Consider the following 19731-nt stretch of genomic DNA (forward strand, 5'->3'; position numbering starts at 1 on the left):
GAATGAATAATAATATAATTAATTTAATAGCCGCTATTATACTGTCTTTAAGTATAATTTTCGGTTGGCAGTATTTTGTTGTAAAACCTGAACAAAAAAAACAGCGACAGCAAATAGCAGTGCAGAAAGCAGAAAATTTAAAGAAACAACAGTTAAAAGCTTTAGTCGAACCTGCAACTGGTATTGTTGTTCAAGAAGAAAGTCAAGTACAGCGTATTAAAATAGAATCTGAATCACTCACTGGTTCTATTTCATTAAAAGGACTTAGATTTGATGATTTAATATTAAAGAAATATAAACAAGATTTATCTAAAAATAGTCCTGAAGTGAGATTATTTTCACCGGCTAATACAGCAAATGCATATTTTGCTGAAATTGGTTTAATTAGTAATTTATCTAGTGTAAAACTCCCTAACAACGATACTATATGGAATAGTGATAGTGAAATATTAAGCCCTGAAAAACCTGTTCATTTATTTTGGGTTAATGAAGACGGAGTTAAATTTTTAGTTACTATTACTGTCGATGAAAACTATTTGTTTACTATAGAGCAAACCATCGTTAATAATAGTGATAAAGAACTTCCTGTGCAATCTTACGGTTTAATAAATCGTAAATATATTGCCGTAGAGAAAGCGGTGAATATATTACATCAAGGACCTATCGGGTGTATAGACGAGAATCTTAAAGAATATTCTTATGATGATATTAAAGATAAGAAAAGTGAAAAATTTGCAGCAAGTAAGGTTGACTGGATAGGAATTACCGATAAATATTGGTTATCTTCCTTGATTCCGGATAAATCAAGTAATTACAGCTCGAATTTTAATTATGCTCTTAAGCAAGGGACTGAAAGATATCAGGTAGATTTTATTTCACCGGTACAAATAATAAAGCCCGGCGAAAATTTTTCAATTAAAAGCAGAATTTTTGCCGGAGCAAAAAAAGTAGACTTGCTTGATAAATATGAAAAGCAATATGATATTAAATTATTTGATAGAGCTATTGATTTTGGCTGGTTCTATATAATTACTAAACCGGTTTTCTACGCCATGAATTTTTTCTATGGCTATGTCGGTAATTTCGGTGTTAGTATATTAATTGTTACGGTTATAATTAAGCTATTAATGTTTACTTTAGCCAATAAGTCTTATCGTTCGATGAAAAAAATGAAAAGTTTACAGCCGGAAATCGATAGGATAAAAAATTTATACAGTGATGATAAAGCACGTTTAAATCAAGAAATTATGGCTTTATATAAAAAAGAAAAAGTAAATCCGGTAGCTGGTTGTTTACCTATACTTGTTCAAATTCCGGTATTTTTCTCCATCTATAAAGTATTGTATGTAACTATTGAAATGCGGCAAGCACCGTTTTACGGCTGGATTAAAGACTTATCTGCACCTGACCCTACTACTATTTTTAATTTATTCGGCTTATTACCGTTCTCGCCGCCTTCATTTTTAGTGATTGGAGCATGGCCTATTTTAATGGCTATTACTATGTTCTTACAGCAAAAAATGAGTCCTGAACCTGCGGATCCGATGCAAGCTCAAGTAATGAAATTTATGCCGCTAATTTTTTTATTTATGTTTAATGGTTTTCCTGTGGGACTTTTAATATATTGGTCTTGGAATAATATTCTATCCATCATTCAACAATATTATATTAATAAATTTAATTAATTAATGAGAATAGATAAAAATTTACCTAATTATCTAACTATTGCTCGAATAATGGTAATTCCGGTTATTATACTGGTATTTTATATAAATAATTCACTTGCACGTAAACTTGGGGCATTATTATTTGTTTTAGCTAGTATTACGGATTTTTTTGACGGTTATATTGCAAGAAAATATAATTTAGTTACAAGTTTCGGCAAGATGTTTGACCCTGTAGCAGATAAGCTACTTGTAGGTTGCGTTATTATCATGCTACTAAAAAAAGATAATGTAGATGAGATACCTTGCTTATTAATTTTAGCACGAGAATTTTTAGTTAGCGGTCTTCGGGAATTTTTAGCTCTAGTAAAGGTTAGTGTGCCTGTATCGAGACTCGCTAAGGTAAAAACGTTTTTACAAATGTTTGCTTTATCGATATTGATACTAGGCTCAAAAGGTTCAGGAATTATTTATTTAGATATAGTAGGGGAAATAATTTTATGGATTGCCGCTTTTTTAACAATCATTACAGGTTATTCTTATTTTAAAGCCTGTAAGAAGTATTTTTAAATAGGAGAATTTTATGATACATGTAAAATATATAATTTTAGGGTTTATTATGGTGTCTAGTTTAAATCTTTACGCTGCTAACAATGATATAATTGCCAATAAGAAAGTTGTAAAGGTAGAAGTAAGTAATGAACATTTAAAAACATTAAATGAAGCTTCTACTCTTTTAATTAGTTGTGTAGATTTTAGATTAATAGACGAAACAGATAAATTAATGAAGCAATTAGGATTAGAAGATAATTTTGATAAAGTATCACTGCCCGGTGCATCGCTTGCCCTCGTTAACGACAAATATACTTATTGGGGAAAAACAATAGAAGATACTATTGAGATTTTGCAAGAATTACATAACATAAAACAAATTGTTTTTCTTGATCATAGAGAATGTGGAGCTTATAAAATACTTATAGGTCAGGAACAGCTAAATATCAAGGAAAAAGAAACGGCAGCACATGCAGCAATTTTAAACAAGGCCCGTGATATAATAAAAGAAAAATTCCCCCAATTAAAAGTTTATACTTTTTTAATGGGTCTTGATGGTGTAGTAGAGCAGATTTATGAAATACCTAGCTAAAAGCGGAGTTGTTGCATGGATCGGTAAATCGTCATTGCGAGAAGAATTACGCAGTAATTCGACGAAGCAATCTCAGGAGTTTGTTATTATTTCATGAGATTGTCGCACAGCCTACGGCTTCTCACAATGACTATTTTTGACCCGCACAATAACGGCTAAGAAAAGTAATTTATTTTGTATCTTTGCTCTTATTACCGTTAGAATCAGTAGTATTATTCTTTTGTCCATTTTCTACTGGTAGTTTAGAGATAGATAGTTTTTGTTTATACTTTTGTTGCTCTGCTAAAAAATTTTGAGCCTCTTTGGAAAGGCTGTTATATAGTTCACGTTTCTTCTTATTAATCTTGACTATTGCTACTCTATATTTTTGTATTTCCTCCCGTACTTCCGGTTTTATAGTACCGGCGTAAGCAGAAAAATCATCTATAATTTTTTGTGTTGTAACATCGTTAGTTTTTGCTGCATCTTTTTTTGAGCCGTCAGAAGTTGTACTATTAGCAAAGCAACTTGTACTAAGTAAAATAGCTATTCCAAATATTATTTTTTTTATCATATAAACCTTAAGCCTTATTCTTGATAAGTAGACCATTTTTAAGTCTAATAGTCAATAGACTTCTTTTGGAACTCTACTTCTAGGGGTAATTTGTACGTCAATCCGGTACTCGCATTCTCACGTACTTTTTTATACGCTGCGGTGCTGTGTTCCGTGTTTCCTCCAAATTCCTCCCTATAAGCGAGTTCGAAAAGAAGTCTATTATATAATAGAAATTATATGTATTTTCCATTTGTATTTTATTGTTTGGTGAGTATAAATATACTAATAGTTGGGAAAGATATACAATATTATAATAATAACGCTCAAGAGTTTTATAGTAAAACAATCAATGCAGATTTGTCTGATAACTATAAAGCATTTACTAGCTATTTACCTGAACAAGCTCATATTTTAGATGCAGGTTGCGGAGTTGGTCGTGATACAAAACATTTTTTAAGTCAAAGATATCAAGTTACTGCTTTTGACGGTTCAACCGAAATGGTTAAATTAGCTACAAAAGAAACCGGAATAGATGTACTGCACTCCACTTTTCAAGATATCGATTTTAAGGAGTCGTTTGATAATGTTTGGGCTCAAGCAACTCTCCTTCATGTACCTTATAATGAAACAATCAATGTGTATAAAAAATTCATGCTGCATTAAAGCTGGAAGGCATTTTTGATGCTTCTTACGGATACAGTTCAGATATTATACAACGTGATGATCGCGATTTTTACAATATGCATGAAGATACAATAAAACCTTATTTTAACAGGCTTTTTGAAATAGTTAAAATATGGACGGAAAGGAGTAAGAGATTCTCTCCAAGTAAAGAGGCATTATGGTTAAATTTTATTGTTAAAAAAAGTAAAACAATATGATTAGATTAGTTTACTTATTTCTTGTTTTAATAATCAGTTTTAAAATATATGCAAAGGAATATAAAGGCTTAACATATAATCGTTATGAAAAAGATAAGCATGTGATTCATGTGTTAACTATTGATCCTAAGAATTTTGGGTTAAAACTAGTTAAAGCTCATAATCAGGTTATAGGCAGAGAAACAGTAAACGTTATGGCACACCGCACTAATGCAGCTGCTGCTATTAATGCCGGATTCTTTGAAATCGCCGGTAGTGATAACGGCAGACCAAGCCTTACTTTAATGATTGACGGCAAGCTATTTAGTCTTAGAAAACAACTACAAAGTTTGTTAATTATAGATCAGGGCAATATTCAAATTACCAAGGCTAGTGCAAAAATTTTAGTAGAAATAGGCGATAAATCTGTTATTTCAAATCAAGTTAATTATTTTTCAAACCTAAAAGATATTACTTTCTATAATGAGTGTTTGGGCGTCTACCACATTAACGCCGTATACTAACAAAGAAATTTTGATTGATTAGAATAGGTCTAATTTTATTGTTACGGCAATAAGCAAGCATGGTGATAATCAAATTCCACAGAAAGGCTTTATATTGTCCTTTCCACAAGAAACAAGTTTGCCGGTAGTAAATATAAATTATTCTGTAAAGTTAAATTTGGAATTTATCGATAAAGACGGTAAGCTTATAAATTTAAGTAACACTGCTTCAATAGTAACCGGTATTCCCTTATTGGTTCAAAACGGTAAAAATGTTGTAGATAATCCAAAACAAGATGATCCGGCTCATGCTCGTACTGCCTTAGGAGTGCGTAATGACGGCGCTATAGTTATAGTTGAGCATATTTATAAGCAACATGTAAAAGACCTTAAGCTTGTGCAAGTAAGATCAATATTACGGAAAGAGAAAGAAATAAATGTTGATAAATTAACAATCCCTTAAGCTTTAAAAATTTTAGAAAAACACCTTGTTAATGATACTGTGATAGGATTAACTAAAACAGAACTTGCAGATTATATGTTAAGCCTTAATGTAATAGGTGATGAAGATGAAGCTTTAGGCGAACATCTAGTGCGTCCCGTATCCGATGCAATAGTATTATACCAAATAATATAAAGTAAATTTACGTTGCCTTAACATGGAACAATGTCATTCCTGCGAAGGCAGGAATTCAGTAACTAAAAGATACAAATATATTTAATTTTTCATATTAAAAGCTCGGATAATTTTGCTTTTTTCTAGATTTCCGCTTTCGCGGTAATGACATACTCAAATTTTAGCTAGAATGATATTTGAGATTTAGAGAACTCTAAGATTTTATATTTTCCTGCTCCATTGCTTTTTTACGCATTTCTAAATATTCTTCTTTAGTCATTATTTTTTTGGGAGCTACATAATCTAAAAATACTTTTCCGTTTAGATGATCAATTTCATGCTGGATAACTCTTGCTAAAAATCCTTCTACGATACCTTGAATTTGATTTCCATTTATATCATATGCGTGATAATGAATTTTCTTGAATCTTGCTACCGGTCCTGTAGCATTTTCAACAGAAAAGCATCACTCGTAATCTTCATGTTTATCAATACCTATCGGTTTATATGAGGGGTTAATCCAAATAGTTTTAGGCATTGTATCCTTAAGGTCAGGACGCCATTTTTTTAACTCTGCATCTTCATGTACTGCAAATATTATTATACATTTTGATATGCCTATTTGCGGTGCAGCAAGTCCTGCACAATTTTCTTCTTGATCATATTTCTTTTCTAAAATAGATATATCACGTAAATCTTCTGAAGATAACGGAAAGTTTAAAGTTTTTGCCTTTATTCTAATAGTTTTATCCTCTGAACTATTTAAGGTTTGAGTATTCAAAGTCACATATTGCGGTAATGAAATATTGTGTTCATTTTTCATATTACTTTTACAACCTGTTATAAAAATTATAGCAGTTAATAATAGAGCTGTTTTTAATTTGGACATATATTTCTATTATAATAATTTATAAATAGAAAATTGATAGATAGAAACTAAAATCAAGTAAATAAATTGTCATATTTCTTTTACGCATCCTATAGTTAATAATTTTATTTAATTTCTTTTGAGAAAAAATCAATAGGTTTGACTTTTCTAACATATTCTAGTACAATGTTTATCTTCAAAATAAATAGAAAAATTTAATTTATGAGTACTCCCAAAAGTGACAATTATCTCTCGGAACTAAGAAAGGTAATTTGGCCTATAGAAAGATATGAAAATAAGAAGTTTCTTCCTATGGCGTTTATGATGTTCTGTATTTTATTAAACTACTCAACGCTTCGTTCAATTAAAGACGGGTTTGTAGTAACAGATATAGGGGCAGAAGCAATAAGTTTCTTAAAAACATATATAGTACTACCTTCTGCCGTAATCGCTATGGTAATTTATGTTAAGCTCTGCGATATTTTAAAGCAAGAAAACGTGTTTTATGTTATTACTTCATTTTTCTTAGGGTATTTTGCATTATTTGCGTTTGTTCTTTACCCATACCCTGATTTAGTTCATCCTGATCCTGAAACCATAGAATCTTGGAGTTTCGCTTATCCTAATTTCAAATGGTTTATAAGAATAGTTGGGAAATGGAGTTTTGCATCTTTTTATACTATGGCAGAGCTTTGGGGAACAATGATGCTTAGTTTATTATTTTGGCAATTTGCTAACCAAATTACTAAAACCGATGAAGCTAAACGTTTTTACTCAATGTTTGGTTTACTTGCTAATTTAGCATTGCCTGTAACATCCGTAATTATTGGATATTGCTTGCATGAAAAAACTCAAATAGTTGCAGAACATCTAAAATTTGTGCCTTTATTTGTTATAATGATAACAAGTAGCTTTTTGGTAATATTAACATATAGATGGATGAATAAAAACGTTCTAACCGATCCTAGACTTTATGATCCGGCATTAGTAAAAGAAAAGAAAGCTAAAGCTAAAATGTCATTAATAGACAGTTTTAAAATGATCTTTACTTCTAAGTATGTAGGTTATATTGCATTGTTACTTATTGCTTACGGTGTTTCAGTAAATTTAGTTGAAGGTGTTTGGAAATCCAAAGTAAAAGAATTATATCCGACGAAAGAGGCTTATACTATATATATGGGTAAGTTCCAATTTTATCAGGGTTGGGTTGCAATTGCTTTCATGCTTATAGGTAGTAATATTTTAAGAAAAGTATCATGGCTAACTGCAGCTATGATAACTCCATTAATGATGTTAATTACCGGTGCAGCGTTTTTTGCATTTATCTTTTTTGATAGTGTTATTGCTATGCATTTAACAGGTATTCTTGCTTCAGGTCCTTTAGCACTTGCTGTTATGATCGGTATGATTCAAAATGTTTTAAGTAAAGGTGTAAAATATTCTTTATTTGATGCCACTAAAAACATGGCGTATATTCCGCTTGATAAGGATTTACGAGCAAAAGGGCAAGCTGCTGTTGAAGTTATCGGAGGAAGATTTGGTAAATCAGGTGGTGCTATTATTCAATCTACATTCTTTATTTTATTTCCTGCATTTGGTTTTGTAGAGGCAACTCCTTATTTTGCTTCTATATTCTTTGTAATAGTAATATTATGGATATATGCTGTCAAAGGTTTAAATAAAGAGTATAAAGTTTTGGTAAATAAAACTGAAAAATAGAATTTGTTAAAATTTAATATTATAAAAAAATAAGCTTCTAAGATTCTAGCAGTAAATAAATTTTCATTAATAATTAAAGAGCTTTTTTGCTACAAATTATAAGATTTTTGTGAAATATGAATAATATTCCTTCAAAAATCTTATAATTTGTAGCAAAAAAGCTCTTTAATTATTAATGAAAATTTATTTACTGCTAGAATCTTAAACTTGCTTTTTTTATAGTCGGAGAGTTTATAATATGACAAATACAAGATCCAAAATTAAAACTCCAAGATCGCCATATGTAAAAAAATATAATAGTTGGCGAGTAAGGATTTTGTATTCTATTATTATAGGTTACGCAACTTTTTATTTTTGTCGTCAGAATTTTAATATAGCAACTCCTGCTATAAGGGAATATTTTGGGGTTACTAAAACACAAATTGGCTGGATATTAACTGCTTCATCTATTATGTATGGAGTTAGTAAAGCTTGTAACGGGTTTATTAGCGATAAAGTTAATGCTCGGATATTTATGGTGTTGGGTCTTTTGTTTGTCGGGATCATTACTATGCTAATAGGTTTTTCAGATTCTTTATGGCTTATAGGAATTTTATGGATAGCCAGTAACTGGTTTCAATCTATGGGCTGGCCTCCTGCAACAAAGATGCTTACTCACTGGTTCGCTTCAAAAGAACTTGGAACTAAATGGGCTATGGGTGCAACTTCTAATCAAATAGGTGGTGCCCTTGCTATGATAAGCTGCGGTTATTTAATCGATAAGTTTGATTGGAGAACTGCTTTTTTTGTTCCAGGTGTAGTTGCTTGTGTAGTATCGCTTTTTTTATATAATAGGCTTCGTAATTCTCCAAAAGAAGTAGGTTTATCTACCGTAGAGGAATATAAAGAATATCCGCCTGAAGCTATAGGAGATTATGAGAAGCTATTAACTCCACAATTACTTAAAATGGTCTTTTGTAATAAGCTAATATGGTATGTTTGTTTAGCAAACATGTTTGTTTATATAATACGTTCCGGAGTAATTTATTGGGCTCCAACATTTTTAAAAGATTTACGTAATATAAGTCTTGCAAATGCAGGCTTACAAATCGGTTTATATGAAATGATAGGTATCCCAGGGGCATTAATAGCAGGTGTTTTATCTGATAAACTATTTCAAGGTCGTCGAGGTCCTGTTGCATCCATATGTATGGTATTGCTTAGCTTATTGTTAGTCTTGTTTTGGAAACTTCCTATTCACAGTGAATTATTAAGTATAGTAATTCTTTCTTTAATAGGCTTTTTTGTTTCAGGACCTCAGCTCCTTGTAGGTATAGCAGCTGCTGATTTTAGTACCCGTCAGGCTGTTGGTACGGCTAATGGATTATCAGGATTATTTGGTTATTTAGGAGCGGCTATTGCGGGAGTCGGCGTAGGATGGATTAGCGATAATTATGGTTGGAATGGGGTATTTATATTTTTCAGTATTTCTGCTCTTTTAGGAGGAGGATTATTTGCTTTAATATGGAATCGTTCAGCTAAAAAATAAATTTAATAATTATAATAAATAGGTTATAAAATGACAATACAATATACTTTTTCAATGATTAAGCCTGATGCTATCAAAAGGAATAAAATAGGGCAAGTTAATACTTACTTAGAAAATGTCGGTTTAAAAATAGTGGCTCAGAAAATGAAATTTTTAACTAAATATGAAGCTGAATGTTTTTATGATGAGCATAGAGCAAGACCGTTTTTTAATAGCTTAGTTGAATATATTACTTCAGGAGCGGTAGTACTTCAAGTGCTTAAGGGGGAGGATGCTATAACTTTAAACCGCACCGTTATGGGTGCAACTAATCCTGCTGAAGCTGAAGCAGGCACTATTAGAAAAGATTTAGGCGAATCAATTGAGGCTAATAGTATTCATGGTTCAGATAGTGAAAATAGTGCGAAAAGAGAAATCGAATTTTTCTTTAATAAATCTGAAATTATAGAATAATTAATGCTAAAATATGACGTAATAGTTATAGGCGGTGGACATGCAGGTGTAGAAGCAGCCGCCGCTTCTGCACGTCTTGGAGTTCCTACTCTCTTAATTACGTTAAAACCGGAAAATTTAGGCGAAATGTCTTGCAATCCAGCAATCGGTGGAATTGCAAAAGGCACATTAGTTAAAGAAATCGATGCACTTGATGGGTTAATGGGTTATGTTATAGACCAAGCCGGTATACATTATAAAATGCTGAATGAGACTAGAGGACCAGCAGTTTGGGGACCTAGAGCTCAAGCTGATCGAAAGCTTTATAAAAAAGCGATGTATCAAATATTAACAAATTATCCTAATCTAGATATATTATATGGAAAAGTGGAAGATATAGAAATTAAATCTTCTAAAATTGAAGCGGTTATTTTAAATAACGGTAGCAAAATTCTTTGTCAAAAAATTATATTAACTACAGGTACTTTTCTATCAGGTCTTATTCATATTGGACAAAAAAAAATTCCTGCCGGTAGAGTAGATGAAGAGCCTTCGTATGGATTATCAAATACATTAAAACAAATAGGCTTTAAACTGGCTCGTTTAAAAACAGGTACACCGCCTCGAATTGATGGACGTACTATTGATTATAGTAAAACAATTTTACAGCCAGGCGATAAAATTCCTCGTCCTTTTTCTGAATTAACAAATATTGTTAATGTTTCTCAGATAAATTGTTTTATCACAAAAACAACCTCAGAAACTCATGATATTATACGTGAGAATCTTGATAAATCCGCAATGTATTCAGGGCAAATAGAAGGAATAGGACCGCGATATTGTCCTTCTATTGAAGATAAAATAGTCAGATTTAGTACAAAATCAGAACATCGTATATTTTTAGAACCTGAAGGGTTAGATGATTATACGATTTATCCAAACGGTATTTCTACTTCTTTGCCTGAAGATGTGCAACATAAATTAATCAAAACAATACCAGGATTAGAAAATGTAAAGGTTTTACGTCCAGGTTATGCTATAGAATATGATTATGTTGATCCACGTGAAATAAGTGTTACGCTAGAGACAAAAAAAATAGCTGGATTGTATTTTGCAGGGCAAATTAACGGTACTACAGGATATGAGGAAGCCGCAGGGCAAGGTATAATAGCCGGTATAAATGCTGCTTTAGCAGTAAAAGATCAAGCACCGTTTATGTTAACAAGAGCAAACAGTTATATTGGAGTAATGATTGACGATTTAACAACATTTGGTACTATAGAACCTTATCGTATGTTTACTTCTCGTTCAGAATATAGATTATCTTTAAGAGCAGATAACTCTGATTTACGTTTAACGGAATTAGGGATGAACATTGGAGTCGTATCAGAAAAACGTAAAAAAATATTCACAAAAAAATGTGAAGATATAGGAAAAATAAAATCATTATTAAATACCTTGTCTTTAACTACTAGTAAACTTGCTAAAATGGGTATACAGGTTGCACAGGATGGTACATATAAAACAGTATTAGACTTATTTAAAATACCTAATTTTAATGTTGAACAAGCTATTAAAATTTTTCCTATGCTTAAAGAAATACAAAATAATAACATTTTGCAATTACTCTATATTGAAGCAAAATATGCTTCATATTTAACTAGACAACACGCAGATATTAATTTATTTCAAAGTGAAGAGGCGCAGTTAATACCTAAAAATATTGACTATTTTAAAATACCAAGTATATCATTAGAGATACAGGAAAAACTTTCTTCCCATAAACCTACTACTATTGGTGTAGCACGTCGAATTCCAGGGATTACACCTGCAGCAATTACGGCTATTATAATTTATTTAAAAACTAAATATAGTGATGGAAGTTCCACGTGAAATAATTGAAAAGTTAGAAATTTTTCAAAAGTTAGTTAAAAAATGGAATAAATCAATCAATCTTGTATCGGATAATACTATACATAATTTTTGGCAACGTCATATATTAGACTCATTACAATTAATACAATATATTGATAATAAAGAAATACATTTGGTTGATATAGGAAGCGGTTCCGGTTTGCCTGGTATAGTATTATCTATAGCGGGGGTAGCGCAAGTAAGTTTAATAGAAGCTGATTTACGTAAATGTATATTTTTAGAAAAAGCATCAAAGATATCAAATAATAACATACAAATAATCAATCAAAGAATAGAAAAAGTAGAAATAGATTGTAGTATATTAACTTGTAGAGCTTTCTCTAACTTAAATACAATATTTAATTGCATAAAAAATATTTCAGTACGGGAAAAATTTTTGTTATTAAAAGGAAAAAATTATTTAACTGAAATAGTAGAAGCTAAAGAGAGGTGGTTATTTGGTTATTTAATACATCAAAGTATTACTTGTGAAGAAGGGAAAATTCTAGAAGTTAGTAATTTGACAAAAATGATATGAAAGTAATTGCTATTGTTAATCAAAAAGGAGGGGTAGCTAAAACTACAACTACTGTAAATTTAGCTACAGCTTTTGCTGCTGTAAATAAAAAAATTTTAGTTATAGATCTTGATCCTCAAGGGAATAGTAGTACCGGTTTTGGAATTAGTCAGCAACAACGCAAAAATACTATATACCAAGTATTAACAAATTTAATAGAATTGAAAGATGCAATAATTTCTACAGATATACCAAATTTAGAAATAATTACTTCAAACACTAATCTATCTGCGGCTGAATTAGACTTAACAAAATTAAAGGACCGAGAATATATTTTAATGAAGCTATTGGAAGAAATAAAAATATTATATGATTATATAATTATTGATTGCCCTCCTTCATTAAATTTATTAACGGTAAACGCTTTAGTTGCAAGCGATGAAGTACTGATTCCAATGCAATGTGATTTTTATTCTTTAGAAGGATTAAGTCATTTGTTAAAAACAATTGAAATTGTAGAGAAAAAATTAAATCCTAAGATAAAGATTGCAGGTATATTATTTACAATGTATGATAAGCGTAATCGTTTAACTGAACAAGTAGAAGATGATGTTAGAAAATGCTTAGGAGAATTAGTATTTAGAACCGTTATTCCAAGAAATATTAAACTATCTGAAGCTCCTTCATATGGAAAACCGGCTATTATATATGATTATAAATGTTCGGGAGCAGTTGCATATATAGAACTTACAAAAGAAATCTTAGAAAGATATGGCAAAAAATAAAGTACTAGGAAGAGGATTATCTTCATTACTTGGAGAAGAAGTTATTTCTATAGAATCAGAAATAGTACAAATAATAAATATTGATAAAATAAGACCAAATGAGAATCAGCCTAGAAAAAACTTTGAATATGATAAAATAAAAGAATTAGCAGATTCTATATTGAATAATGGTTTATTACAGCCTATTATTGTTGATAATAATTTCCAAATTATAGCAGGAGAGCGACGCTGGCGTGCATGTAAATTAGCAAAAGTTTTAGAGATACCGGTAATTATAAAAAATTTAGATGCTAGAGAGAGTATGGAAATAGCATTAATTGAGAACATACAAAGAACTGATTTAACAGTGATGGAAGAAGCTCGTGGCTTTAAATATTTAATAGAAAATTTTAATTATACGGCAGAAAAATTAGCTGAAAGGCTCGGTAAAAGTCGTAGTCATATAGCTAATTTATTAAGGCTTAATAATTTGCCACAGTCTATTCAAGATAAAGTAAATGAAAATATATTAAGTATGGGTCAAGCTCGGTGTTTGATAAATCATGAACATGCAGAAGTAATAGCCGATCATATTATAAATAATGATTTAAATGTACGTCAAACAGAAGAACTAGTAAGACAATGGTATAAAAATGAGTATACAAAATCCCCTAACAATAATAACAAAATAGGAAAGCGTTTTTTAAAGGACAACTCTACGGATAATGATCTAGAATTATTAGTAAAAGCTTTATCAGAAAAATTTGGTATAAAAATAACAATAGAAAATTATCCATTAGGCGGAAAATTAATATTTCATTATAAAGATTTGGAAGAATTAGACTTGATATTATTAAAATTAAATTAAAATGCATATGGAAAAATTATCAATAAGCTTGAACGAAGAATTATAAGTATAAAAGTATACACAATCCTCAAGCTGCTAAAATTATAAGTATATATACAGCATTTTATTTCTTAAGATAAATATCTAAACGAGAAAACAATGATAGAAATTACAATTTCTGATTTTGAATTATATGATCATAGAGCAATAAATTCATACAATACAGTAGTAAATATATATATCGGTGTAAAATAATAATATAAGGAAATAAGTAATTTATGTCATATCAATATGTTTATGAAATGGTTGGTTTAAGCAAAATTATAAATGGTAAACGAATTTTAAAAGAAACAAATTTATCATTTTTACCAAAAGCTAAAATCGGTATAATAGGTCCAAATGGAGCAGGCAAATCGACTTTATTAAAAATAATGGCAGGTGTTGATAAAGAGTTTGAAGGTAAAGCAACAGCTAGAATTGGTATAAAAGTAGGATATTTACCTCAAGAACCGTATCTTGATGCTAGTAAAAATGTTTTTGATAATATCATAGAAGGTCTTCATGAAAAGAAAAAACTTATTGATGAATTTAATTATATAAGTAACAAATTTGCTGCTGCAATCACTGATGAAGAAATGCAAAAGCTTTTTGATAAACAAGCAGAATTGCAAGAAAAAATAGACAATTGTGATGGATGGAATCTAGAACGTGAAATAGAGATCGCAATGCTTGCTTTACGTTGCCCGCCGAAAGAAGCAGATATTACAAAAATTTCCGGTGGAGAAAAAAGAAGAGTGGCTTTATGTAAATTGCTTTTAGAGAAACCTGATATGTTGTTACTTGATGAACCTACAAATCATTTGGATGCAGAATCAGTTTCTTGGCTTGAGGATTATTTAAAGCATTATGAAGGTACTGTAATAGTAATTACCCATGATCGTTATTTTTTAGATAATGTTACAGAATGGATATTAGAAATAGATCGTGGAAATTGTATACCGTGGGAATCAAATTATAGTTCTTGGCTTGAGCAGAAGCAAAAAAAATTAGCTTTAGAAAGTAAAGAAGACGATGATAGAAAAAAACAATTGAATCGTGAACTTGAGTGGATTCGTCAAACTCCAAAAGCTAGACAATCAAAAAATAAAGCACGTATTACAGCATATCAAGAGTTATTAAATAAACAACAAGAACAAAAAACCAATCCCACTCAAATAATTATACCTAACGGACCTCGTTTAGGTGATCTTGTTGTTGAAGCAGAACATATAGCTAAAAAATTTAATAATAAAATATTATTATCAGATTTTAGTTTTAAAGTTCCACGTGGAGCTATTGTAGGAATTATTGGACCGAATGGAGCAGGTAAGTCTACTTTGTTTAATATTATTACAGGTAAAATAATGCCAGATAGTGGTTCTATTAAAATTGGTCAAACGGTAAAATTAGGTTATGTCGATCAATCACGGGATCATTTAGATGATAATAAGACTATATGGGAAGAAATTTCAGAAGGTCTAGATGAATTACAACTTGGTAATAGAATAATTAAAAGTAGAGCTTATTGTGCAGCTTTTAATTTTAGAGGCGGTGATCAACAAAAAAAAGTTGGACAACTTTCAGGTGGAGAACGTAACAGAGTACATTTGGCGAAATTACTAAAAGAAGGAGCAAATGTTATATTATTAGATGAGCCGTCTAATGATTTAGATATTGATACGTTAAGAGCACTTGAAGATGCTATTTTAGATTTTGCAGGTTGTGTATTAGTGATTAGTCATGATAGGTGGTTTTTAGATAGAATAACCACTCATATTATATCATATGATAAAGAAAATAATGCTACATGGTTTGAAGGAAATTATCAAGATTATCATGAATATATGCTAAGTACTAACGGGGAAAGTATTTTAAATCCAAAATATAAACATAAGAAATTAATATAAATATGTCTTTAACGCAAATATTATTAATTTTGTTTGTAGGAATATTGGTAACAAAACCGCATGATATTTTTATAATTATTAAAGAATTAAAAAAAATAAAAGCGTATTTAATTAATATTAAATCGTCTATTGTAAAAAATATAGATGAACCGTTAGAAATAGAGCAGGTAAATTTTTATTTAAAAAAAATTATTAACCTAGAAGGTTACTATCATGGTAGTTATGATTTAACGACAATAAAAGAAAAATATTATACACTAATAATTAATAATGACTTAATAGAAAATGAATCAGTACCTGATATAACGGAGAAACACTAATCCGTGCCTCGCTCAATTAATTAAATCTAAGAATTATGCAAAAAGTAGTAAAACTTAACAATATCAAAATAGGAAATGATTTACCGTTTGTTCTAATTACAGGGCCTTGTCAGATTGAAGGAAAAGATCATGCGTTGTTTATGGCAGAAAAACTTGTTAAATTAACTAGCAAGCTTGAGATTCCATTTATTTATAAATCTTCTTTTGATAAAGCTAATAGAACTTCCGTACATGGGATTAGAGGACTTGGTATTGAGAAAGGTTTAGAAATTTTATCAAAAGTAAAATCTGAATTCGATTGCCCTATTGTTACTGATGTTCATTCAGAGAGTCAATGTACCGAAACAGCCGAAGTAGCAGATATTTTACAAATTCCGGCATTTTTATGTAGACAAACCGACTTGCTTCAAGCTGCAGCAAAAACAGGTAAAATAGTAAAAGTAAAAAAAGGACAGTTTCTAGCTCCGTGGGATATGAAAAATGTACAAACAAAACTAGAAGCTTTTGGAGTAAAGGATATATTATTTACAGAGCGAGGAGCATGTTTTGGCTATAATAACTTGGTATCTGATATGCGTAGTCTTGCAATAATGGCAGAGTTAAATGTACCTGTAGTTTTTGATGCTACACATTCCGTTCAGCAACCGGGCGGGCTAGGAGGTAGTACCGGCGGAGAAAGAAAATATGTAGAGTTACTTGCAAAAGCAGCAACTTCTGTAGGTATCGCCGGTATGTATATGGAAGTACATCAGGACCCCGATAACGCTCCAAGCGACGGTCCATGTATGATGAAGTTGGATAATCTAGAGTCCGTTCTTATCAAACTAAAAAAATATGATAAGATTACAAAAGAAAAATAACTTCAAATTTTACCTTTCAAAATATATATAAATACCCCTATTAATTCAGTTTTAAAATAGAAGTAATAATAGGTTTAAAAAATATAAATGATTTTTTGACGGAGTATTTTAATAATATTTTGGAACAAAAAAACACTCCAAACTTAACTGTTTTTGAAGAATGTAATATATTAATGAAATTACGTAACATTAAGGATATATTAACTCCAAACACAAGCTTCATATCTAAGTATGAATATAAAGATATTATAGCTTAGCTCTCTAATAATACTCGTTCTATATTTAATGAAACATTAGTAAAACCAAATAGCGGGCTTGCGTAGTTTATCAATGTAACCGCTTTGGATTTTAGTAACTACCCCTTTATAACAGAAGATATACCATATATAGCAAATTATTTAAGGAATAATAAGACTATTGAGCAAGTCTTTTTGGACAATTGCGGTATAAATGATAAGCAAATAAAAATTTTAGCTGAGAGGTGTTTAGGCTTAATAAAACAATAACTAAACTTTCTTTAATAAATAATAAAGCTATATTAGATATAAAATTAAAACCTTATCAAGTAACCGATAATGTAGAATATAATAAAGAACAAAAAAAAATATTATAAAGAAGCATTAGAATGGTTTGATAAACTTACGGGATCGCAAGCTGAGCATATTGTTATATCTATAAATGAAATAAAAGCCAATGCTCATTATTATTTAGGTATGATGTATGAAAATAGTAAATCGGAATTAGATTGGTTTAGAGCAATAAGAGAATATATTAATGCTCTGGAAATTGATAAAGATTTTAACTTTCTCTATGGCCATGATACAATTCCGTACATTTTTAGCAATATTTGTAAAAAAATAGGTGGATTATTTTTAAATTTAGGGAGATTCTATAAGGACGGAAATAAAAGCGAAATAGTAATTAAATTGCTTCTTGAAGCAATAAAATATTTCAAGGTAAGTTTAAGTATAGATCCGATAGAAGAGTGTAGTTTTATTCTTAGAGAAATTTTTAACATCCTTAAGAATAAAAAAGAAGTAGAGAATTATCTATCTTTAAAATTAGGAGAATTTTTATTTAAATTAAATTTAATACCGCTAGCTGCTTTTAAATATTTAAAGGCTGCCAAGCATAGCTAGCCCTCAGGAAGAACAAAAATTATTGTTAAAAGTTCATAAAGTTTATAGTACGAAGATGGAGGAAAATACTGCTTTTATACACTCAATGCTTGACAAAGGTAAGATGGAAGAAGATCTGAGTATAGTTACTAAAGGGACTGACAGAACAAAATTTTTAAGTGATACACAGACTATAATAAATGATTTTGTTTCACTGCCGGAGCTGCAAGCCAAAGAGTGGCCAGAAGTACAACAAAATCAAAATGAGCAATTGACTAATGATCAACAAGAAGTAAACAAACAAAATGATACGCAGCCTCAAAAACAAGAAGAAGCTTTAATTCAGCCGCAGCAAAAGCATCCACAACAACCGCCGCCAATGAAAAGTACCACGCTTCACACTATAGAAAATATACAAGAATCGGATTACTGGTATAGTGAAGATGATATAAAAAATATATTAGAAGCAAATATAGACAAAAATAAATTCTCTATAGTTACCTATGTTGATTTAACAAGCCCTGAACAAGTAAGAAATGAGTGCATGAGGATTTGAAGAACAAAGGTAAAGTTGTACTTATGCCGATTAATACAGGACATGGGCATTGGGTAAGTATGATGATTAGTAAAGATAATGATACAAATAAGATAATATTTACTTATAATGATCCTTTGGGCAGATCATTAAATGATCGTCCTGACTTAGTAAGACTTATTACCGAGGTTTGCTCTGATGCAGAAATAATGGATTTAAAAACTCAACAACAAGAAGAAGGAAATACTTCGGACTGCGGAGTTTTGGTATGCGATGATTTAATAAGACAATCTCAAGCTGAAACATTAAAACAAAGTTTAATAGCTCAACAAGCCCAAGAACAACATGTTTATATTAACATAGATAGTAATGCTTCAGATAACGAAGAAGATAAAGATAATAACGTTAATAGTAATGAAGTAGAGCGTCCTCCTTATGATAATAATGACGAAGTTGAGGTAGGTGGAGCAACTATGCAACTTAATTATTAACATTAAAAGTTTGACGTTGCGATGTCATTGCTGCTGTTGCAGGAATGACATCAGCATTCTAATAACAATGCCCACTCGCAATATTTGCATTTACACCGAGAAAGAATTACCGCAGCCGCATTTTGCTTTAGCTTGCGGATTACTAACGTTGAAATATGAACTGCCTAGCTCTTCTATAAAATCAAGAGTGCAATCTAGCATAAATTTTTGAGAGATAGGATCAATAATAATTGTAGCATTATGTTTAGTAATGACATAATCATCTTGCTCTATATTATCTTTTGAGACTAGTTCGTAATTATACATAAGTCCTGAGCAACCGCCGCTATCAACCGAAACTCGCAGTACTAAATTCTTATCTTTTTCTAGCTTTACTAACTCGCAAACCCGTTCAAAAGCTCTATCCGTAATTGTTATCGTCACTTAAAATTACCTTGTAAAAGTCTCATAAATTATATAGTATATCTTGATATTTTTCAAGTTAGCTTTGTTGTGTGGATACCAAATCGTCATTGCGCGCAGCCGTAGGCTGCGTAAATAATAACAAACT

At 30.6% G+C, this 19731-nt stretch carries 22 protein-coding genes and 3 pseudogenes; 21 read left to right on the top strand and 4 right to left on the bottom strand.

Going from position 1 to position 19731, the window contains the following annotated elements; all coding sequences use genetic code 11:
• Nucleotides 1-2 precede the first annotated feature (2 nt).
• From yidC to MCI_RS04375, 3 genes are read left to right on the top strand one after another with little or no spacing between them, the layout of a single operon-like run.
• Complete coding sequence (gene yidC / locus MCI_RS04365) at nt 3-1685, top strand: membrane protein insertase YidC (protein ID WP_014409821.1); 1683 nt, start codon at nt 3-5, stop codon at nt 1683-1685.
• A gap of 3 nt (nt 1686-1688) precedes the next feature.
• On the top strand, nt 1689-2234 hold the full coding sequence (gene pgsA, locus MCI_RS04370) for a CDP-diacylglycerol--glycerol-3-phosphate 3-phosphatidyltransferase (RefSeq protein WP_014409822.1): 546 nt from the start codon (nt 1689-1691) through the stop codon (nt 2232-2234).
• A 13-nt stretch (nt 2235-2247) separates the two neighbouring features.
• Nucleotides 2248-2808: a carbonic anhydrase gene (locus tag MCI_RS04375; protein WP_041404118.1), complete on the top strand. Its 561-nt coding sequence runs from the start codon at nt 2248-2250 to the stop codon at nt 2806-2808.
• Nucleotides 2809-2977: 169 nt separating this feature from the next.
• Here the strand turns inward: MCI_RS04375 and MCI_RS04380 are convergent, their stop codons facing one another.
• On the bottom strand, nt 2978-3361 hold the full coding sequence (locus tag MCI_RS04380) for a hypothetical protein (protein ID WP_014409823.1): 384 nt from the start codon (nt 3359-3361) through the stop codon (nt 2978-2980).
• Nucleotides 3362-3411: 50 nt separating this feature from the next.
• Nucleotides 3412-3561, bottom strand: a pseudogene (locus tag MCI_RS07830) (palindromic element RPE1 domain-containing protein); the annotation flags it as partial.
• A gap of 19 nt (nt 3562-3580) precedes the next feature.
• On the opposite strand from MCI_RS07830, the gene MCI_RS07835 reads away from it, so the two are divergent.
• From MCI_RS07835 to MCI_RS10325, 4 genes are all read left to right on the top strand, one after another.
• Nucleotides 3581-4006 carry a class I SAM-dependent methyltransferase gene (locus tag MCI_RS07835; RefSeq protein ID WP_232202634.1) on the top strand — a complete coding sequence of 142 codons (426 nt, stop codon included), beginning with the start codon at nt 3581-3583 and terminating at the stop codon, nt 4004-4006.
• 214 nt (nt 4007-4220) lie between these two features.
• On the top strand, nt 4221-4727 hold the full coding sequence (locus tag MCI_RS09910; RefSeq protein WP_232202635.1) for a hypothetical protein: 507 nt from the start codon (nt 4221-4223) through the stop codon (nt 4725-4727).
• 94 nt (nt 4728-4821) lie between these two features.
• Nucleotides 4822-5169, top strand: a complete 348-nt coding sequence (locus tag MCI_RS04400) for a phosphodiester glycosidase family protein (RefSeq protein WP_232202636.1) — start codon at nt 4822-4824, stop codon at nt 5167-5169.
• 39 nt (nt 5170-5208) lie between these two features.
• Nucleotides 5209-5343: a hypothetical protein gene (locus MCI_RS10325; RefSeq protein WP_014409824.1), complete on the top strand. Its 135-nt coding sequence runs from the start codon at nt 5209-5211 to the stop codon at nt 5341-5343.
• A gap of 193 nt (nt 5344-5536) precedes the next feature.
• Here MCI_RS10325 and MCI_RS04405 read toward each other — a convergent pair.
• Nucleotides 5537-6211 (bottom strand): annotated as a pseudogene (locus MCI_RS04405) (peptide deformylase).
• A 201-nt stretch (nt 6212-6412) separates the two neighbouring features.
• Here MCI_RS04405 and tlc1 point away from each other — a divergent pair.
• From tlc1 to MCI_RS04480, 14 genes and pseudogenes are all read left to right on the top strand, one after another.
• On the top strand, nt 6413-7909 hold the full coding sequence (gene tlc1, locus MCI_RS04410; RefSeq protein ID WP_014409826.1) for an ATP/ADP exchange transporter Tlc1: 1497 nt from the start codon (nt 6413-6415) through the stop codon (nt 7907-7909).
• A gap of 238 nt (nt 7910-8147) precedes the next feature.
• Entirely contained in the window at nt 8148-9437 is a 1290-nt protein-coding gene (locus MCI_RS04415; protein WP_014409827.1) for an MFS transporter, read from the top strand.
• A 30-nt stretch (nt 9438-9467) separates the two neighbouring features.
• On the top strand, nt 9468-9890 hold the full coding sequence (gene ndk / locus MCI_RS04420) for a nucleoside-diphosphate kinase (protein ID WP_014409828.1): 423 nt from the start codon (nt 9468-9470) through the stop codon (nt 9888-9890).
• 3 nt (nt 9891-9893) lie between these two features.
• Entirely contained in the window at nt 9894-11762 is a 1869-nt protein-coding gene (mnmG, locus tag MCI_RS04425) for a tRNA uridine-5-carboxymethylaminomethyl(34) synthesis enzyme MnmG (RefSeq protein WP_014409829.1), read from the top strand.
• A complete protein-coding gene (gene rsmG, locus MCI_RS04430; protein WP_004996817.1) occupies nt 11746-12321 on the top strand; it encodes a 16S rRNA (guanine(527)-N(7))-methyltransferase RsmG in 576 nt (191 codons plus the stop codon). Before mnmG ends, rsmG begins: the two co-directional genes overlap by 17 nt.
• On the top strand, nt 12318-13085 hold the full coding sequence (locus MCI_RS04435; RefSeq protein WP_014409830.1) for a ParA family protein: 768 nt from the start codon (nt 12318-12320) through the stop codon (nt 13083-13085). Before rsmG ends, MCI_RS04435 begins: the two co-directional genes overlap by 4 nt.
• Nucleotides 13072-13932 (top strand): ParB/RepB/Spo0J family partition protein, encoded by an 861-nt coding sequence (locus MCI_RS04440; protein ID WP_014409831.1) that lies wholly within the window; start codon nt 13072-13074, stop codon nt 13930-13932. The genes MCI_RS04435 and MCI_RS04440 overlap by 14 nt, the downstream gene beginning before the upstream one ends.
• A 257-nt stretch (nt 13933-14189) precedes the next feature.
• Complete coding sequence (ettA, locus tag MCI_RS04445) at nt 14190-15857, top strand: energy-dependent translational throttle protein EttA (protein ID WP_014409832.1); 1668 nt, start codon at nt 14190-14192, stop codon at nt 15855-15857.
• Between the two features lie 2 nt (nt 15858-15859).
• On the top strand, nt 15860-16177 hold the full coding sequence (locus MCI_RS04450; RefSeq protein ID WP_014409833.1) for a DUF2672 domain-containing protein: 318 nt from the start codon (nt 15860-15862) through the stop codon (nt 16175-16177).
• Nucleotides 16178-16212: 35 nt separating this feature from the next.
• Nucleotides 16213-17037 carry a 3-deoxy-8-phosphooctulonate synthase gene (gene kdsA / locus MCI_RS04455; RefSeq protein WP_014409834.1) on the top strand — a complete coding sequence of 275 codons (825 nt, stop codon included), beginning with the start codon at nt 16213-16215 and terminating at the stop codon, nt 17035-17037.
• 95 nt (nt 17038-17132) lie between these two features.
• Complete coding sequence (locus MCI_RS07840) at nt 17133-17294, top strand: hypothetical protein (protein WP_198002904.1); 162 nt, start codon at nt 17133-17135, stop codon at nt 17292-17294.
• A 224-nt stretch (nt 17295-17518) separates the two neighbouring features.
• Nucleotides 17519-17650, top strand: a complete 132-nt coding sequence (locus MCI_RS10330; RefSeq protein ID WP_269479121.1) for a hypothetical protein — start codon at nt 17519-17521, stop codon at nt 17648-17650.
• Nucleotides 17651-17963: 313 nt separating this feature from the next.
• Nucleotides 17964-18456, top strand: a pseudogene (locus tag MCI_RS09915) (hypothetical protein); the annotation flags it as partial.
• A gap of 278 nt (nt 18457-18734) precedes the next feature.
• Nucleotides 18735-19181 (top strand): hypothetical protein, encoded by a 447-nt coding sequence (locus MCI_RS04480; protein ID WP_156794996.1) that lies wholly within the window; start codon nt 18735-18737, stop codon nt 19179-19181.
• A gap of 90 nt (nt 19182-19271) precedes the next feature.
• Here MCI_RS04480 and MCI_RS04485 read toward each other — a convergent pair whose 3' ends face one another.
• Nucleotides 19272-19604, bottom strand: coding sequence for an iron-sulfur cluster assembly accessory protein (locus MCI_RS04485; protein WP_012150318.1), 333 nt, complete (start codon nt 19602-19604; stop codon nt 19272-19274).
• Nucleotides 19605-19731: the final 127 nt, after the last annotated feature.

It is taken from the genome of Rickettsia montanensis str. OSU 85-930 (assembly GCF_000284175.1).
Taxonomy (GTDB): Bacteria; Pseudomonadota; Alphaproteobacteria; order Rickettsiales; family Rickettsiaceae; genus Rickettsia; species Rickettsia rickettsii.

Coding starts and splice junctions, on each gene's coding strand:
- kdsA (WP_014409834.1), top strand. CDS start 16,213: ATGCAAAAAGTAGTAAAACTTAACAATATCAAAATAGGAAATGATTTA.
- rsmG (WP_004996817.1), top strand. CDS start 11,746: ATGGAAGTTCCACGTGAAATAATTGAAAAGTTAGAAATTTTTCAAAAG.
- ettA (WP_014409832.1), top strand. CDS start 14,190: ATGTCATATCAATATGTTTATGAAATGGTTGGTTTAAGCAAAATTATA.
- MCI_RS04415 (WP_014409827.1), top strand. CDS start 8,148: ATGACAAATACAAGATCCAAAATTAAAACTCCAAGATCGCCATATGTA.
- yidC (WP_014409821.1), top strand. CDS start 3: ATGAATAATAATATAATTAATTTAATAGCCGCTATTATACTGTCTTTA.
- ndk (WP_014409828.1), top strand. CDS start 9,468: ATGACAATACAATATACTTTTTCAATGATTAAGCCTGATGCTATCAAA.
- tlc1 (WP_014409826.1), top strand. CDS start 6,413: ATGAGTACTCCCAAAAGTGACAATTATCTCTCGGAACTAAGAAAGGTA.
- MCI_RS04440 (WP_014409831.1), top strand. CDS start 13,072: ATGGCAAAAAATAAAGTACTAGGAAGAGGATTATCTTCATTACTTGGA.
- MCI_RS04375 (WP_041404118.1), top strand. CDS start 2,248: ATGATACATGTAAAATATATAATTTTAGGGTTTATTATGGTGTCTAGT.
- MCI_RS04480 (WP_156794996.1), top strand. CDS start 18,735: ATGCCGATTAATACAGGACATGGGCATTGGGTAAGTATGATGATTAGT.
- MCI_RS04435 (WP_014409830.1), top strand. CDS start 12,318: ATGAAAGTAATTGCTATTGTTAATCAAAAAGGAGGGGTAGCTAAAACT.
- MCI_RS09910 (WP_232202635.1), top strand. CDS start 4,221: ATGATTAGATTAGTTTACTTATTTCTTGTTTTAATAATCAGTTTTAAA.
- MCI_RS04380 (WP_014409823.1), bottom strand. CDS start 3,361: ATGATAAAAAAAATAATATTTGGAATAGCTATTTTACTTAGTACAAGT.
- pgsA (WP_014409822.1), top strand. CDS start 1,689: ATGAGAATAGATAAAAATTTACCTAATTATCTAACTATTGCTCGAATA.
- mnmG (WP_014409829.1), top strand. CDS start 9,894: ATGCTAAAATATGACGTAATAGTTATAGGCGGTGGACATGCAGGTGTA.
- MCI_RS07835 (WP_232202634.1), top strand. CDS start 3,581: ATGTATTTTCCATTTGTATTTTATTGTTTGGTGAGTATAAATATACTA.
- MCI_RS04450 (WP_014409833.1), top strand. CDS start 15,860: ATGTCTTTAACGCAAATATTATTAATTTTGTTTGTAGGAATATTGGTA.